The organism is uncultured Psychroserpens sp. (assembly GCF_947501425.1).
Lineage (GTDB): Bacteria > Bacteroidota > Bacteroidia > Flavobacteriales > Flavobacteriaceae > Psychroserpens.
The window spans coordinates 201,361-220,003 of the sequence record NZ_CANMVN010000002.1 but is presented as its reverse complement, the minus strand read 5'-3'; the positions used below and the strand labels follow the sequence as shown (position 1 = coordinate 220,003).

At 34.8% G+C, this 18,643-nt stretch carries 12 protein-coding genes; 4 read left to right on the top strand and 8 right to left on the bottom strand.

Features of this window, described 5'->3' with window-relative positions; all coding sequences use genetic code 11:
* Positions 1–35: 35 nt before the first annotated feature.
* The 6 genes from Q0951_RS03465 to Q0951_RS03440 form a co-directional block, all read right to left on the bottom strand.
* On the bottom strand, positions 36–1,763 hold the full coding sequence (locus Q0951_RS03465) for a thiamine pyrophosphate-dependent enzyme (protein ID WP_299334297.1): 1,728 nt from the start codon (positions 1,761–1,763) through the stop codon (positions 36–38).
* A gap of 26 nt (positions 1,764–1,789) precedes the next feature.
* Positions 1,790–2,155 (bottom strand): hypothetical protein, encoded by a 366-nt coding sequence (locus tag Q0951_RS03460; RefSeq protein WP_299334295.1) that lies wholly within the window; start codon positions 2,153–2,155, stop codon positions 1,790–1,792.
* 185 nt (positions 2,156–2,340) lie between these two features.
* A complete protein-coding gene (locus tag Q0951_RS03455; RefSeq protein ID WP_299334293.1) occupies positions 2,341–3,519 on the bottom strand; it encodes an NAD-dependent epimerase/dehydratase family protein in 1,179 nt (392 codons plus the stop codon).
* Between the two features lie 188 nt (positions 3,520–3,707).
* Complete coding sequence (locus tag Q0951_RS03450) at positions 3,708–4,289, bottom strand: Crp/Fnr family transcriptional regulator (RefSeq protein WP_299334291.1); 582 nt, start codon at positions 4,287–4,289, stop codon at positions 3,708–3,710.
* A gap of 278 nt (positions 4,290–4,567) precedes the next feature.
* On the bottom strand, positions 4,568–6,454 hold the full coding sequence (gene htpG / locus Q0951_RS03445; RefSeq protein WP_299334290.1) for a molecular chaperone HtpG: 1,887 nt from the start codon (positions 6,452–6,454) through the stop codon (positions 4,568–4,570).
* A 132-nt stretch (positions 6,455–6,586) separates the two neighbouring features.
* On the bottom strand, positions 6,587–9,046 hold the full coding sequence (locus Q0951_RS03440) for a prolyl oligopeptidase family serine peptidase (protein ID WP_299334288.1): 2,460 nt from the start codon (positions 9,044–9,046) through the stop codon (positions 6,587–6,589).
* 185 nt (positions 9,047–9,231) lie between these two features.
* Between Q0951_RS03440 and Q0951_RS03435 the strand changes: the two genes are divergently transcribed.
* Positions 9,232–10,242, top strand: coding sequence for a 3-oxoacyl-ACP synthase III family protein (locus Q0951_RS03435; protein WP_299334285.1), 1,011 nt, complete (start codon positions 9,232–9,234; stop codon positions 10,240–10,242).
* 559 nt (positions 10,243–10,801) lie between these two features.
* Here Q0951_RS03435 and Q0951_RS03430 read toward each other — a convergent pair.
* Complete coding sequence (locus tag Q0951_RS03430; RefSeq protein WP_299334283.1) at positions 10,802–13,267, bottom strand: TonB-dependent receptor; 2,466 nt, start codon at positions 13,265–13,267, stop codon at positions 10,802–10,804.
* A gap of 169 nt (positions 13,268–13,436) precedes the next feature.
* On the opposite strand from Q0951_RS03430, the gene Q0951_RS03425 reads away from it, so the two are divergent.
* Positions 13,437–13,799, top strand: coding sequence for a CoA-binding protein (locus Q0951_RS03425; RefSeq protein WP_299334280.1), 363 nt, complete (start codon positions 13,437–13,439; stop codon positions 13,797–13,799).
* Here Q0951_RS03425 and Q0951_RS03420 read toward each other — a convergent pair.
* Positions 13,786–15,246, bottom strand: a complete 1,461-nt coding sequence (locus Q0951_RS03420) for a sodium:solute symporter (protein ID WP_299334278.1) — start codon at positions 15,244–15,246, stop codon at positions 13,786–13,788. The genes Q0951_RS03425 and Q0951_RS03420 overlap by 14 nt on opposite strands.
* 163 nt (positions 15,247–15,409) lie before the next feature.
* Here Q0951_RS03420 and Q0951_RS03415 point away from each other — a divergent pair, with 163 nt between their 5' ends.
* Both Q0951_RS03415 and recR read left to right on the top strand, forming a co-directional pair.
* Positions 15,410–17,923 carry a T9SS type A sorting domain-containing protein gene (locus tag Q0951_RS03415; RefSeq protein ID WP_299334276.1) on the top strand — a complete coding sequence of 838 codons (2,514 nt, stop codon included), beginning with the start codon at positions 15,410–15,412 and terminating at the stop codon, positions 17,921–17,923.
* A 97-nt stretch (positions 17,924–18,020) separates the two neighbouring features.
* Complete coding sequence (recR, locus tag Q0951_RS03410) at positions 18,021–18,638, top strand: recombination mediator RecR (RefSeq protein WP_299334273.1); 618 nt, start codon at positions 18,021–18,023, stop codon at positions 18,636–18,638.
* Positions 18,639–18,643 lie beyond the last annotated feature (5 nt).

The following is an 18,643-nucleotide window of genomic DNA, read 5'->3' as shown; positions in this document are numbered from 1 at the left end:
GAAATATTGTTGTTTTGTAGTCTCAAGTATTGCTGTTATTCATTGCCAATTCTTTCCATTTGCTTAGGTAAATCCTTTTCAGGGATTACTATTTCAACTAAGGTTGGAAGATTTGTCTTTGTTTTTAATTTTTTGAGAACGGCATTGAGCTCAGCTATTGTTTTTGCTTTGTAGCTGTGTGCTCCAAAAGCTTTTGCTAATGCCTGATAATCCCATCTTGGTAAGATGTCAAACGTATCAAACTTGTATTGTGGACCAGCTTTAAAAGAATTCATATCTACAAACACTTGCTCTATAGCATAAACACCGTTGTTCATTACGAAAATGACTGAATTAAGTTTATACTTAACAAGTGTTGACAATGCTTGGGCAATCATCATAAATCCACCATCACCTGATACAGTCCATGCACGTTTGCCACTCCCTAGTTGTGCACCAGAGGCAGCTCCTGTTTCAAAGCCTATACATTGCCATGCGGCAGAGGATATGTATGAGTTTTTGGATAAACCATAAGCATTGGTAGCTACATACATTGATGAACTTACACCAAAGGTCATAATGATATCATCTAACATGTTTTCTTTCTTTAAGAATTGCATTGAATGCTCAAAAAAACGATTGAATGTTATTGTTTCAGGTTTCTTGTTGAATTTTGGATCAGAATTTGACATCCATGGTTCAGGAAATTTAGGTTGCTTAGGAGCTTTGGTTTTTAATGGATACCCCTTGTCATCCTTAAAACGTTCTATTAACGCAAGCATAAAGTCTTTTAACGTTACACGTTCATATGTAAAATATCCAACTCGCATTTCTTGCGTGGTGGAGATAATCATATCAGCAAATTTATTTTCTACAAACCACAGATAATCATCTGTAATGATTGTCCCTAAATTTATGAAGCAATCTGAAACTTCTACGCATCCTAAAACCTCTGGTATTGAAGCTTGATCAGAATAGGTGCCAATAAATTTATCACCCTTCTCATCCAGAACTGTTTTCCCAAGACTGGTTGTGGTGTATAACATGCCACTTACTTTTATCAGCTCACTTAATTCTTTAGTTAAGCCATGACGTAGAATTTCTACTCCGGCAAATATCAACGGCGATTTAGCTTGATTGATTTTTGTCCAGGCTTGAGTTACAGCATTTTTGAGTGCAGCTTTTTTACTCTTTGAAACAATAGGTTCAAGCTTCTTTTTAGAAGGTTTCTGACAAGGCTCTCCCCATACTTCCTTATAACATGCAATATATACAGGTCTTTGATGTGTGATTGCTGCCACGATGAGATCATCTATTTTTTTAGCAGCACCAACTGAAGTGCTTAAAGTGTCTGCAGCTACAGTGACGTGTTCAAAAATTTCCTGATCTGCATTGAGATTGCCTGTAGAATGGTGATACAATACATTATACATATCTCCTATTTGGCGTGCATCAGCTCCAGGAGTTGCACTAATGACAACAACAGGACTGCGCTCTACATAGGCGCCAGCAATAGCATTTAATGCGCTGTATGTACTTACGCCATATTGTAGAGATACAGCAGCTAAACCACGTGTACGTCCATAGGCATCAGCTGCGTAAGCTGCATCAAGCTCGTTGGACGTACCTATAGTTTCTATTCCATCAAAATGTTCCAGAGACTGGGTAAAATGTTTTACATAATCTCCGGGAATCTGAAACACTTCAGTAACATTCAATTGTTTAAGTCGGGTAAGTAGGTAGTCAGCTACTGTGAATACCTTTTTGGGTGTTTTATCTTTCATAAGTTCTTATCACTATTTTCTTGGTATTATGATGTTTCTTCAACAATGTTCAGTAGATAATTACCATCATCGTCATTTGGATCTATAGCGAATTGAATAGAGCTTACTTGAAAATCTTCCCAATCACTTGGATCAATTGGCCAACCACCAACTTGATGCATGTTTTTATCAAATACCATAAATAGTGGATAATTAAAACCTTGATCTTTTGGTCCTACAGCTACACCTCCAAAGACAGTTACGCCATCAGAGAATTTAGCACAAGAAGCTACAATATATTGGTCTTCGGTAACACCTTTTGGGAGTGCAGGTGGATTTTGCATAATGTCTGTCCACAGTTTTTTTCCATTCTTAGGAATGGTCATGGTTGCTTTAAATTCTGGTTCATTCATAATATGATGTTTAATTGATTACTAATTAAACACCCAATGTAAATGATTTAAAGCTCAGATTTATAGGTAATACTACCTGATTTAGATTTGATTTTTTATTGTTAAATGTAGAGTTTGAAACCTATTAATAGTAAGAATTTAAACTATTGAAAAGCTTTGTTTTAAACAATGATTTCGGATTATCATCAATTCTTAATGCCTTGATGTTTTTTCCATTTAGAAAGCATCTCGTTCTCTTTTGCCATTAACGAGTTCGGGTCGTTGGCATAGTTTTGTTTTCGCTCATCTGAGACGGCATCAGATAACCACCAATCATAGGTGTCTTTTACGGTGTCTTTTAATGGTCTGTAGGTTAATCCGTTCTCTAAAGCTCTTGTATTCGAAATCCTTGCTGACCCATAATGATCGCCTTCTGCTATAACCCATGGTATGGTGAAAAATATGTTATTGTCTTTGAGGAATTCATAATCGTCAACCAATGTAAATGAAGCTTCGGTATCAAAAGTTTTAGCACCTTCTTTTGCAAATTCCAAAACGGTTTGTTTCTCTTTAGGTCCAACAGCATTATAAATACCATAGCTTTTATTTTCTGCTAAACGTATAAACCATTCAGCGACATCTCTAACATCGCAATATTGTACTAGGTCTTCCTTTTTTCCTGGAACTAAAATGTTTCCACCTTGAGCAAATCTGAGAGGCCAATGTATAAAGCGATCTGTTTTATCTCCAGGACCAATCATGTAGGTAGGTCTTACAATAATAGAACGTTCTTTACCAAAAGCTTTTATGGTTTCTAATTCGGAGTTGCCTTTCATGATACCGTAGTCCTGCTCATATTCTTGGTCTTCTGTAAGTCCCTCAGGCATATTTAAAACAAGTGGAGTGTCTTCGGAAATATCATTTCCTTTGTACGGATAATACACTCCTGTTGAGGAGGTGTACATGTAGATACCTACATTGTCTTTCAATAGATTGGCTGTATCTTTAGTCCATTGAACTTTTCGTCCAGAATTGTCAATGACGACATCCCAAGTTCTGTTTTCTAAAGCTTTTAAGTTATTTTCTCTATCGCCTATAAGCTGCTCAACATTTTTAAATACTTCTTGATGAATGGTAGGAATAGTTTTGCCTCTGGTGAATGTAGAGACCTTATGACCTCTGGAAATAGCATAAGCAATTTGATGAGGTCCTAAAAAACTTGTACCACCAAGAATTAAGATGTTTAGTTGTTTTTTATCTGAACTTTTAGGTTCTTTTTTCGCCTTTGAATCACAATAGACTAGCGTTGATCCTAATAGAGGAATAGCTAAACCAGCTAATGTGCTTTTCTTTATAAATGTTCTTCTGGAATTGTTTTTTTTCATGATTAGCTGAAGTTGTGATTTAGTATTGTGGGAACTAAAGTTATAAAAAAAAGCGCAAGTGTCTTCGACTTGCGCTTAATCAGCTATTAATCATAGGGATTTACAATAGGGTTATGTCAATCTTACTATTTTGTGCAAATCTACTGTTAGTGATTGGTAAAAAAATTGATGTATGTTAAGAAATCAAATTAGTTTGCTAATTCTTTCCTAATTCTGCTTAAACTTTCCGTAGTAATTCCGAGATAAGAGGCAATGTGATAGTTCTTTACACATTGTTCTATATTAGGGTAGGTATTGATAAAGTTAAGGTAACGGGTTTTTGCAGTTTGAGATAAATTAGATAAAATTCGTTTTTGAAACGCGCCAAATGCTCGTTCCAGTTTTTTTCTAAAAAAAGTTTCTATCCTTGGGATTTTAGCATAAAGGTATTCTTTGTCTTTTTTTGATAATCGATATAACACAGCGTCTTGAAGTACTTCAATATTCATTATAGACTTTGATGAAGAAAAGAATGCGGTATAATCACTAATCCACCAATCTTTGATTCCAAACTGAACCGTATGTTCTTTGCCTTGAGCATCTATGTGGTAAGAACGTAAACAACCTTCTGAAATATAATACTGGGTTTCTACAGTGGCATCTGGTTCTAATATGACTGTTCCTTTTTTGTAAACCACCTTTTGGAATACAGATTCAATGATCTTAATTTCATCTTCAGAAAATGAAAGATCTTTAAAAATGTGTTGTATTTTGGAATTGTCAGATTTCACTTTAGTTTTTGATTGGTAGTATAAATTACGCAAAACCTTTTAAATGAACTGTTAAGCTTCGGTATTCTTTTAAAATATCAGTTGATTGGTTGATATTAACAAGAAAAAACAGATGGCAGCAATTAAGATGGCTTATTTTTTAATACTAATTGCAAAATTATTGAAGATGTCGGTATTTTCATATGAGTAATATCAGTTACATAAAAAACCACCTTGAAAATACAAGGTGGTTTTGTTATTAGTGATATGCCGATTTAAACTCAGCATAACATTTCATCTTATTTAATCATATCGTAGCTACGCTTGATAAAGTTTGTCAACTCTTCACCTTTGAGTAAGCCTTGAGACAAACGTGCCAAGTCTAAACTTTGATTAATTAAACGCTCTTGTTTTTTTCTGGTTTTGGTCCCTAAAATCTGACCAACAAGTTCAGAATTGGTATTGACCACAAGATTATACATCTCTGGCATATTGCCCATTCCAAACATACCGCCACCACCTGTTTGTTGCATCTCTTTCATTCGACGCATAAACTCTGGTTGTGTAATTATAAATGGTGATGCATTACTATCCATAGCCTCTAGTTGTACACTAAATTTCTCTGAAGGAATCACCTCTTTTAATAACTCATCTAATTTAGTTTTTTCCTCTTCTGAAAGTTTAGAAACCGATGTGTCGTCTTTCTTGATTAGATTATCAATATGATCACCATCAACACGTGCAAACGAAATGTTCTCTTTTGTAGTTTCTAATTTCTGAATTAAGTGTGATACAATAGGAGAGTCTAGTAGTAACACTTCATATCCTTTGGCTTTTGCAGCTTCAATGTATGAGTGTTGTGCATCTTTATCTGCAGCATACAAGATTACCAGTTTATCATCTTTATCGGTTTGTTTTGCCTTGATCTTATTGTATAATTCTTCATAAGTGTAGTATTTGCCATCTACTGTTGGATATAACGCAAAGGCATCGGCTTTTTCAAAGAATTTTTCTTCGGAAAGCATTCCGTATTCAATAACGATCTTAATATCGTCCCATTTCTTTTCGAAATCTTCACGACTATTATTGAACAAACTTTTTAATTTATCTGCAACCTTACGTGTGATATAAGATGAAATTTTCTTCACTGCACCATCAGCTTGTAAATAACTACGTGACACATTTAGAGGAATATCTGGAGAATCAATCACACCTCTTAACATGGTTAAGAATTCTGGAACGATACCCTCAACATTGTCGGTTACAAACACTTGATTTTGGTACAATTGGATTCTGTCCTTTTGCATATTCAAGTCGTTTGTCATCTTAGGGAAATATAGGATTCCGGTTAAGTTGAACGGATAATCTACATTTAAATGAATATTAAATAATGGTTCTTCAAACTGCATTGGATACAGTTCTCTGTAGAAATTTTTATAATCATCGTCCTCCAGTTCAGTTGGTTGCTTTGTCCAAGCAGGATTAGGATTGTTAATGATGTTATCAACTTCCTGAGTTGGGGCAGGATCATCTTCTTTAGCATCTTCAGGCTTTGGAAGGGTTTCAGTTTTTGTTCCGAATTTAATCGGAATTGGCATAAACTTGTTATACTTGGTCAACAACTCACTAATACGACCTTCTTCTAAAAATTCAGTAGAGTCCTCAGCGATATGAAGGATGATTTCAGTACCTCTGTCAGTTTTGTCAGATGCTTCAAGTGTGAATTCTGGAGATCCATCACAAGTCCAATGTGCCGCAGGTTCATCTTTGTGAGATTTTGTGATGATTTCAACCTTTTCAGCTACCATAAATGCCGAGTAAAATCCAAGTCCGAAATGACCAATAATCCCAGCATCTTTACCAGCATCTTTGTATTTATCTAAAAACTCTTCAGCTCCAGAAAACGCGACTTGGTTGATGTATTTTTCAACTTCATCAGCTGTCATACCTAAACCTTGATCAATGATGTGAAGTTTTTTACCGTCTTTATCGATTTTGACTTCAATTTGCGGATTTCCATATTCGCTTTTAGATTCACCAATGCTTGTTAAGTGTTTAAGTTTTAGTGTAGCATCGGTTGCGTTACTGATTAACTCACGTAAAAAGATTTCGTGGTCACTGTATAAGAATTTTTTAATGAGCGGAAAAATATTTTCTACCGATACATTAATGTTTCCTTTTGTCATGATATATGTGTTTTAATATAATTAATTTGAATAGTTAGTGTTAGGCAAATAAAATACCAATAGACAAATTATGACAAGATGGCATAAAAAAAGCCATTCTTATAGGAATGGCTTATATCTTTTGTAATGTGACTAGTTTTTAATCTCTGTCTCAGATTTACTAATAGGTTCTTCCTCTTCCTCTTCCTCTTTGTTTTTTACATATTTCTCTAGCCATTGATCTTGTTCCCATAACATGTGCATGATCGATTCTTTGGCAGCATAGCCATGACTTTCTTTTGGTAACATCACCAAACGAACCGTTGCTCCAAGTCCTTTTAACGCATTAAAATAACGTTCGCTTTGCAAAGGATACGTTCCAGAGTTATTATCGGCCACACCATGAATAAGTAATAAAGGTGTTTTCATTTTATCAGCATGCATAAATGGTGACATATTGTAGTAGATTTCAGGTGATTCCCAATAACTACGTTCTTCACTTTGGAAACCAAAAGGCGTTAAAGTTCTATTGTATGCACCACTTCTGGCAATACCTGCTGCAAAAAGATCGGAGTGTGATAATAAATTAGCGGTCATGAATGCACCATAACTATGACCACCAACAGCAACTTTATTTCTGTCTATATAGCCTAAGTTATCAACTGCGTCAATTGCTGCTTTTCCATTAGCAACAAGCTGAGTTCTAAAAGAATCATTTGGCTCTTCATCTCCTTCACCAACAATTGGAAAAGCGGCATCATCTAAGACTACATAACCTCTGGTGACCCAATAGATTGGTGAACCCCAATATGGATACACAAACTCATTGGGATTGGTTGTACTTTGAGAGGCACTGGATTTATTCTTGTACTCGCGAGGATAAGCCCATAAGATCATAGGATATTTTTTTCCTTCTTCATAATCCAATGGCAAGTATAACGTTCCTTCGAGGTCTAATCCGTCATCACGTTTGTAACTTATAACACGTTTATTGATTTTCTCTAGGCTTTTAAACGGATTTTCAAATGCTGTGATAGGTGTAAGGTCATTCTTCTTATTAATATTTCTGATGTAATAATTAGGATATTCGGTTGGCGATTCAATACGAACCAGAATTTCACCTTTTTTCATATCAATAGCCGAACTTAAATTTTCTATTTTGTCTTTGTATTCAGATTGATACAAACGCTTTGTTTTATTCGTCTTTAAATTATATTCATCAACAAATGGAAATTGCCCCTCTTTGGTATAACCATCTCCCATAAGGTAGAGTTTGTCTCCATTCATTTCTAAAGTGTAGCGTCCAAACTTATTTTTTGAGCTCACAAAATCTCCAGGATCGCTGTATACATCCTGATAGCTTCTGTCTGAAATAATTTTTGGTGTCCTATCAGGACTTGATGGATTGAATACATATGTTTTTGTATTTCTGGTATTCCACCAATAATCGTAGGCAATAGCTGTAGACTCATCTCCCCATTGTACACCACCAAAGCGTTGTTTAGTTTTTAAAATTTCTTTTGGCTGACTATTGAAAGGCGCTTTGAGTTGGTATAACGCATCTCTATAATCGGTTTCTACAGCAGGATCACCATTATCGAGAGCCTCTACCCAAACCAATGTTGCAGGTTGGTCAGCGCGCCATGACATGTTTCGTTTTCCTTTACGAGTAGACATAAATCCTTTAGGTCTTACTTCATCTAAAGGTACAGTATTAACCGTTTTGATAGCTTTTCCTGTCGTGTCATAAATACTACTTTCACTAGGAAACCGTGTGTAGGTGACTAAATAAGAGAAAGGACGTTTGATCTTTGTAATCATAATATGATTTCCATCAGGTGAAAAACTGATACCACGATACATATCTGGATCTAAAAAGTTTTGGACAGTTCCATCTATTGATACTTTTTTTATTTCTGAAAGTGCTAATTGCTCAAAATTAAATTCGTCATTTGGTGTTTTTAAAAGATCCTGATAGGTTCTGTTTTGTGCTTTTGAACCATCACTTACGGAAATTGTAGGTCCCGTAGGAACTGCAATTGCGGTATTAATCAATTCTTTTCTATTGCTAGGAAGCATTTTAACCAATAAATTTTTATTGTCTTTAAACCAGTTGATTGTGCTCCCCATATTAGCATTTACAGCAGCATCAGTTAGTTTTGTGACTTTTGCTTCTGCTATGTGTAATACCCAAACTTCAACACCTTTAGTTGTCGTATTGAGGCATGCAATCATGGATTCATCAGGAGACCAGCTAAAACCAGATAATCTAGGATTGTTTGGTAAACCAGAAACTTGTCTGGCATCTTTATCGCTTGTTTTCTTTACCTTGATATTTGTAAAGTATCGGGTCCGACTTCCAATATTTGTTACTGGATTGATTCTGAGTCCGGCGAGTCTTAATTCTGTTTCAGATAATTCAGCTATGGATTTGTATTGGTCACGATACAATAAGACCATATGTTCTCCTTTACTATCTATTTGCACTCCAGGAGCGAGTTCTACATCGGCAAGTTCAAGAATGTCTTCAGGTGGTTGTTGGTACGTAAGATTTTGTTGTGCGTAGCTACTGAAGACGATAAATAAAGTAAATAATTGAATTAATTGTTTCATTTTACATCTGGATTTTATTAGAGCTTTAAGATACTTAAAATAGAAATCTTTCAGAGGCAATTAGTTGTTAAAATTACATACTTATAATATTTCGCTTAAGATTATTATGCGTGCATAACGAATGCAAATAGGATTAGCATTGAAATGGTTAAATTTGTACGATTTATTTAATATTAAATTTTACTATGTACAATTCCAAGATTATAGGATTAGGGCATTATGTTCCTGATAATGTGGTGACTAATGATGATTTATCCAAAATGATGGATACTAATGATGAATGGATTCAGGAACGAACCGGAATCAAAGAACGACGTTGGGTAGAGAAAGGCTCTGGAGATACCACTGCCACGATGGGAGTTAAAGCTGCAAAAGTAGCCATTGAACGTTCCGGAATTGATAAAGACGATATTGATTTTATCATTTTTGCAACCTTAAGCCCAGATATGTATTTTCCTGGACCAGGTGTACAAGTGCAACACGCTTTAGATATCAAAACAGTTGGTGCGCTAGATGTTAGAAATCAGTGTTCTGGATTTGTATATGCTATTTCTGTAGCCGATAATTTTATAAAAACAGGTATGTACAAAAACATACTGGTTATTGGTAGTGAACTACATTCATATGGATTAGATAAAACGACTCGTGGACGTGGTGTTTCAGTAATCTTTGGAGATGGAGCAGGTGCTGCCGTTCTAACGAGAGAGGAAGACACAACTAAAGGTATTTTATCTACACATTTACACTCTCAGGGAGAACATGCTGAGGAATTGGTGTTGATAGCTCCAGGAATGGGTAAACGTTGGGTTAATGATATACTTGCTGAAAATGATCCAAATGATGAAAGTTATTTCCCGTATATGAACGGACAATTTGTCTTTAAAAATGCGGTTGTTCGTTTTAGCGAAGTGATTATGGAAGGTTTGATGAAAAATAATCTTCAGGTGGACGACATTGATATGTTGATTCCACACCAAGCCAATTTACGTATTGCACAATTCATTCAACGAAAGTTTAAGTTAAATGATGATCAGGTATTCAATAATATCCAGAAATACGGAAATACAACAGCTGCGTCAATTCCAATTGCATTAACTGAAGCCTGGGAAGAGGGCAAGATCAAAGAAGGCGATACGGTTGTATTAGCTGCTTTTGGAAGTGGTTTTACATGGGGAAGTGTGATTATAAAATGGTAATTTGACATTTTTTTTGCCTTTTTGAAGCAACCTTTTGTAAGAATTTACATCTCATAAGAAACAACCGTTTTTTTGAGTGTTACAAGTCAGAGTTAATTGTTGTTTTGAAATAATTATAAGAACAAAAAATCCCAAAGCCTAGGCTTTGGGATTTTTCTGCTATTAACCAATTTTACTAAAAACACTCAAACTATAAAAAAGTGATTTTTTTAAACTGATTAGCTTTAAAACTTATCACAACCTTATGACGTCAAAACCTTACTTTTATTTTAAATCTTAACATTTTTAACTATCAATTAACATTACGAAATGTGACATAAAAAAATCCGAGACATTCAGATCTCGGATTTCCTGCTAATTAACCAATAGTATGTTTTAACTATCTAAAAAATTACTTTATGATACTATCTAAGTCGTAAGTAATTGAAAATCATTACATACAAGGTCTAAAAGTATAAAAACAAAAACCCAAAACTTAAAAGCTTTGGGTTTTCTTATTTAATAACCAGACATTAACACTAACCATCAACTATTATATGCAGGTTACTAAACTTTATTTTTACAGGATTCCTCCTCCTGATTTTTCATCATTATCACGACGTTTACGAGATTTTGCTCTGTATTTTCCACCTCCAAAACGATATGACAATCCAACAAAGATGGTATTGAATTCCGGACGGAAGTCTACAGTTTGTCTAAACGGACGTTCACTCACGATAGATATTTCCTGAGTATCAAATACATTGTTGAAATTCATACTAAACGTTGCTCTGTTATCTTCCAAAAAGCTATAGCGCATACCTAAGTTGACAAAGTACATTGGATCCATTTCAAAGTTTAATCCTGTATCTTTTCCTCTATACATTGCAAACAGAGAGAATGATAGCTTTTTTGTTGCTTTAAAATTATTGAAGACTCTAAAGTTATAAATGATATTATCTACTTCTACATTACTAACTTCAATATCACTTTCTGTCGGATTAGGAATTGTTGGGTCTAACGATTCTGCAAAACCTGTTTGCTTTCGTGCATAGAGATCAAAACTAGCGTTAAAACTCCACCATGTTGTTGGTCTGTAGCTGCTTGATAATTCAACACCATAAGCTGTAGTATTATCAAAATTATCATTGGTTAAAATTACACGACCAGAACCAATATCAGATCGGTCAACAAATACACCTTGATTGATCTCGTCTTCTATTAAGCGAAAAAACACACCACCTGTAATGCTTCCTTTTTCGAAATTTCTGGTGTAATTTACTTCAACTGAATTTGTGAATTGAGGCTCTAATTCAGGGTTTCCAAACTGAGATATTAATGGAGTGTTAAATTCAGGAACAGGATTTACCTGTCCAACACCAGGACGATCTACTCGTCGGCTAAAACTAAATTGATAGGAGTTCTTTTCCGAAGGATTGTAGGTTATAAATGCCGAAGGATATACTTGTGTGTAATCATTTTCAAACGGGAAATTTGTAGTCGTGTTATCAGTAAGATCAGTATCTACAGCTAATGCTTCTACGTTTACTGTTTCTGCTCTTAATCCCAATTGATAAGACCATTTCTCTAACTTTTTCTGATAGCTTACATATGCCGAATAGATGTTTCGCTCATAATCAAAGAGTGTTTGTGTAGGGATAAATTCTCCAAATTCATTACTCACTCGTGCATCAGAATTATAACCAATGGAATTGTCAAATAATCGCGCTTGTAACCCAGCCTCTAATTTTGAGGTTTCAGATAACGGATTCACATAATCTAGGTTTATCGTCGTTCTATTTCGTTCGGTATCGGTTAACTCATTAAAATTTGGTCGAACATCAACACCTGTAAATGTATTGAGGGTTTGTAATTCACTATCAAAAATATTATGATCTACTTCTAACTCGATATTATGACCTTCTTTATCAAAGTCTAATTTATAGTTGACATTATATTGCTGACTTGTATTTTCGTTAGTGTTATCAAAGTCCTGAAGTTGACTATCTGACGGGTCAATGATGGAAAATAAATTGGTTTGACCTAAAGTTCCGCCATCAAAGATATTTTGATTAGTAAACACCGAAAATGTGTTTTTATCGTTGATGTAATAATCGACGCCAAATTTAAACAGGTGCGAATTACGTTGGTCTAAGAAGTCGAAAGTTTGAGACACTTCAGCTTCTGTTTGTGTTAATAATCCAGTGTTTCTATTATCTGAAATATTATTACCATAGCTTCCGAAGAAATTCAGTTTACCATTTCTATAATTCATGTCAATAGAACTGTTGAACTTAGGCTCCAGATGGTAGCTCAATCCTACATTAGCACTACCATTAAATCCTATGTTTACATTTTTATGAAGTATAATATTAATAATCCCACTCATGCCGTCTGGATTGTATTTAGCTGAAGGATTTGTAATCAATTCAATTTGTTTAATTGATGTTGAAGGAATTTGCCTTAAAAGTTGAGCAGCAGGAATATTTGAAAGTTTTCCATCAACCATCACTTGTACGTTTTGGTTTCCTCTCAGAGAAATATCACCAGTTTGTTGGTCGACATTTACAGATGGAATATTATTCATAATATCGGAAGCTGTAGGTCCAGATGTTGTAAGATCTTTACCAATATTGATAACTTTTCTATCAATTTTTTGTTGAATGGTTGATACTTCGGCAACAACTGTTACTTCTTCAAGACTTTCGGCATCTTCAGAAATATAGATGTCTCCGAGGTCAATTTTGTAATTGCCTTTTTCAATAGTGGCTTGTCTAGATTCGGTTTTATAACCTATGTAAGTGATCTCAACTTTGATCTTTCCTTCAGGAATTTTTTCAATTTTGAATTTACCATCGTCGCTAGTTATTCCACCAGTGATGATGTTGTCTGAAGCATCTTTAACAACAACATTAACATAGGGTAAAGGTTGCTTTATGGACGCATCCATAACACGTCCGGAAACAGATCCGTCTTTTAATTTTGGAGGTTGTGCAAATGCCATAAGGGCAAATAGAAAAATGCACAGTTGTGTGATTTTTTTCATTTTTTGATTGATTTGATTGATTAGTTTATACACCATCAATTGATGGCTGATACTTCATAGACGACATCTTTTATGCTGTGTTACTTTTTTTAACACAACTTAACATCCTTTTAACATTTGAAGCATACCTTAAATATTGTAGTGTTATTTTTGCAGCAAATAATTTGATATGAGTAAACGGACTTTAGTAATAGGAGCATCTTTAAAACCACAACGTTATTCTAATATTGCTATTAGAAGATTAGTAGATCACGGACATGAGGTGGTAGCTTTTGGCTTGAGAACAGGAGAGGTTTCAGGAGTTACTATTGATACGAATTTGATGCCTTACAAAGACATACATACTGTTGCCTTATATCTTAATCCGGAGCGACAAAAAGCATTTTATGATTATATCGTTGCCCTAAATCCTGAGCGAATTATTTTTAATCCAGGCACCGAAAATTCTGAATTTCAAAACTTCTTAAAACAAGAAGGAATATATTTTGAAGAGGCTTGCACTTTAGTATTATTAAGTACTAATCAATACTAACGATCGTTTTTTTCGAAATAAATAATAATCCTAAAAACGTCAACAACCCATTTACAATTAAGATCTCAAATCCTATCTGGTAGCCATTTAGTAAGTCTACCGAATACATATTTATAAAGTAAGAAACCAGAGGTGCTACAAGCGCAATGATCCAAACATAACGATCTTTAAGGTGTTTCTTAGTTAAAATGCCAAAGGCAAACAATCCAAGTAGAGGGCCATAAGTATATCCTGCAGCTTTAAATAGTTCCCATATTACCGATACGTCTTTAAATAAGAGATCAAACAAAATAATAACCACTACAAGAATGACACTAAAAAGGACATGAATTTGTTTACGAACTCTTTTTTGCTGAGCTTTTGGTTTGGTATCTAATTCGATAATATCGATACAAAAAGAGGTCGTAAGTGAGGTTAAAGCACTGTCTGCGCTCGAATATGCGGCAGCTATAAGTCCAAGTAAAAAGAATGCAGATGTCACCACGCCAATTTCCGGAAGCATAGCTATTGTAGGAAATAAATCATCTTTCTTAGCTGAAATACCATGTTGTGCTGCATATTGCGTTAGAAGTAATCCCAAGGCTAAAAATAAGATGTTCACAAATACCAAGATCACACTAAAACTAATCATATTTTTTTGAGCCTCTTTTAGGTTCTTACAAGTCAGATTTTTTTGCATCATATCCTGATCTAAACCTGTCATGGTAATCGTGATAAAAATTCCTGCAAGAAAGCTCTTTATAAAATATTGAGCATCGTTAACATCATCTAAAAAAAAGACTTTACTCAGTTGGCTCTCTTTTACATTATTATAGACGTCTGAAATACTATTTAGGTCTAAAGCTGATGCCAGAAAAGAAATTGTAACCACAACGGATACCAACATAAAAAGTGTTTGAAGCGTATCAGTGAAAATAATGGTTTTAATTCCACCTCTAAACGTGTATAACCAAATGAGTGCGATGGTGATAATAACTGTAATTGCAAAAGGCATATTAAAACTATCAAAGATGAGTAGTTGTAACACCTTAGCTACCAAAAATAACCGAAAGGCAGCACCAACAGTCCTTGAAATAAGAAATGCAATTGATCCTGTTTTGTAACTGGTATTACCAAACCGTTCTTTAAGATAGGTGTAAATTGAAGTTAGGTTTAGCTTATAATATAGAGGCAATAGAACATAAGCAATGATAAGATATCCAAAAAAATAACCAAGAACAACTTGAAAATATCCAAATTGTTTGGCTTCAACAGCTCCTGGAACAGATATAAAAGTTACGCCAGACAGAGAAGCGCCTATCATACCAAAGGCAACTAAATACCAAGGTGCAGATTTATTAGCTTTAAAAAAGGCTTCATTAGAATCTTCTTTTCCTGTGAAATACGATATTAAAATAAGCACGCCAAAATAGGCTACAATGAGAAGAATAATGGCGTTCGTCGACATAAATGTTGTTTTAACGGGGTTTTAATTGAAAAACCTTATTTTAGCTAAAAAAATTGTAAACAATATTAAGTAATTTTTAATTAAACCTTTTGTTTTTCTTTTAATTAAGATATTCAAAGGGATGAGACTTAAAAATTACTTTTTATTCATAACCATTAACACTATGAAAAAATATCACCTACTATTTATATGTTTGCTTTCTATATGTGTCACATGGGCACAAGATTTCCGACAAATGATTGAAGATGGTTCGTATACTGTTGCTGAAATACAAGCAGCAGCTGAAGCGCATTTTGCCGAAGTAGGAACTGAAAGAGGAACAGGTTTCAAATCTTATAAACGATGGGAATATCGGGCTATCAGAAATATGGACGACACTGGGATGCTCAAATCTCAGGAGTTTTATATTGACGAACTGGAAAACTATAATGCAACACTCAATGAAAGCTTTCAATTAGCTAGAACTACTGTAGGAACCTGGGAAGAACTTGGTCCTACATCATGGACCCTTACAGGAGGTTATAACCCAGGAGTGGGAAGAATAACATCAGTGGCATTTGAAAATGGAAATGCTGACCACATGATTGTTGGTGGTGTCTCTGGAGGTGTATGGAAAACTACAGATGGAGGAAACACATGGGCCGTATTAACTGATAATATGCCTACTTTAAATGTATATTCTTTAGCCATTGATCCTACTAATCCATCCATTTATTTTTGGGGTTCTACTGGTGGAAATATTTATAAATCTACAGATGGTGGAGCAACCTGGAATTTTCTGAGTGATATGGGTAATGGTGCAGTAAATAGAATTCTCATCGACCCTACGGATACATCAAAAATGTATTGTAGCTCAGCGAGTTATGGTATCAGAAAATCGACAGATTCAGGGGCGACTTGGACAGATATTTATCCATTTATGAATTCAGGTTACGATATTGAATTCAAACCTGGAGACTATAATACTATCTATGCTTCTGGAGAAATTTTCCTCGTATCGACAAATGGAGGAGCTAGTTTTCTTCCTGTTACAGGATTTGGAGATGGACCTAAAATGATTGGAGTTTCAGAAAATGTTTCTGGTACTGATGCCAATATTCTGTATGTTTTGGAAGCTGATGGTGGCGGTTTTGGGAATTTATATAAGTCAACAAATTCTGGAGCCTCTTTTACAACTTTAGATCATACAGGTAAAAATTACTTTGGATATAATACAAATCCAACAGATCCTGATACTTTTGGACCAGGACAAGCACCAAGAGATATGGATATAGCTGTTCATCCAACAAATGTAGATGAAGTGCATATTGCTGGAATTAATACCTGGAGATCTACTAACGGAGGGTTAGATTTTACGATTACATCACAATGGAATCCACAAAGTTCTAACTTTCTTGATATAGGATATTGCCATGCTGATATTGACATGTTAAAATTTGTCAATAACAAATTATATGTCTGTAGTGATGGAGGTATTTTTGTTGCAGATGATCCCTCTACATTAAATGTCAATTACTACAGAGACCTTACAGCAGGTCTAGGAATTCACCAGTTTTATAAAATTGGAATCAGTCAAACGGATCCTGTTATTATTAATGGAGGCTCTCAGGATAACGGAACTACTATCATGAAGACTGATGGTACTTGGGAACACTGGATGGGAGGTGATGGTATGGAAGCTATTGTAGATAAAAACAATAGTAATATCATTTACGGAACTGTGTATTTCGGATCTTTATATAAAGATACCAATGGAGGTGCTAATTATACCGCATTAGGTTCTCCTGATAATAAATCGGGAGAATGGGTAACACCATACGAACAAGACCCAATTGCTCAGGATGTACTTTACGGTGGATTCGATCAAGTCTATAAATCAACTGATGGTGGACAAAGCTGGTTGCCTATTTCTCAGTTGTTTTCAGGGAACTTAGATCAGATGAAAGTAGCAACATCCAATCCTAATTACATCTACGCCTCAAACGCTTCAAACCTCTACAGAACGACTGATGGAGGTGCTACAAATTGGCAGTTATTATCTGGTTTTAATGGTTATATTAACTCTATTGCTATTCATCCATCAAACCCTAATAAAGTAGCAATTGCGACTAACAGTTCTCAAAAAGTGTATGTTTCTGACGATGCAGGAGCAACCTGGACACCTTATTTGTATGACTTGCCAAACTTTACTGCTCTTGCTTTGGTATGGCACGACAATGGTGAAGATGGTTTGTACTTAGGTATGAATTATGGCGTCTATTATATCGATAACGAAACACCAACTAGCTGGCAGCCTTTTAGTAATAATTTGCCAAATGCTGAAGTTTCAGAGTTAGAGATCAATACAGCAAACAATAAAATTTATTGTGCAACTTTTGGAAGAGGTGTATGGGCTTCAGATCTTTATGATGCGTCGTTAAGTGTAGAGGATTTCGAATTAAACAGTATCTCAATATATCCTAATCCAGCTACTAAAGACATTACTTTAGAATGGGATAGAAGCACTGACGTGTCTATTAGAATTTATGATGCTCTTGGAAAACTTATGTACTACTCAAAAAATGAGAGTCTTGGAACACCTAAACGAATTGATATTTCAAGCTATGCTTCTGGATTGTATTTCGTTAAGGTGAACAATGTTAATGGTGTTATTACTAAAAAACTGATTATAGAATAAACCAAACACAAATCGATCTAATGACCACTATTAAAATAATAGTGGTTTTTTATTTAAAGCTACTTTAAATTGCCTTACAAATCGTAATTTAGCACTCATGGAATTTTCTTCAAAGTTACTTGAAAATGCAGTCAACGAAATGTCTCAGTTACCAGGAATTGGTAAACGAACTGCATTGCGGTTGGTTTTGCATCTCCTTCGTCAGCCCAAAGAACAAACGCTTGATTTTTCAAAAGCGTTAAGTGTCATGCGAACAGAGATCAAATTTTGTAAAAGTTGTAACAATATTAGCGACACCGATCTTTGTGAAATTTGTGCAAATCCTAATAGAGTTGAAGATATTGTCTGTGTTGTAGAAGATATCAGAGACGTTATGGCTATAGAAAACACAAGTTCTTTTAAAGGATTATACCATGTTTTAGGTGGAAAAATATCTCCAATGGATGGTATTGGACCTAACGAATTGAATATTCAACCTTTAGTCGAAAAAGTAAAACAGGGAACCATTAAAGAACTCATTTTTGCATTAGGTTCAACTATGGAAGGCGATACAACTAATTTCTATATCTATAAACAAATTCAGGATTTCGATGTCAAGACGTCTACAATAGCACGAGGAATTTCAGTAGGCAACGAGTTAGAATATACTGACGAAGTGACCTTAGGTAGAAGTATCATTAATAGAATTCCTTTCGAAGCCTCTTTAAAATCCTAAACCGC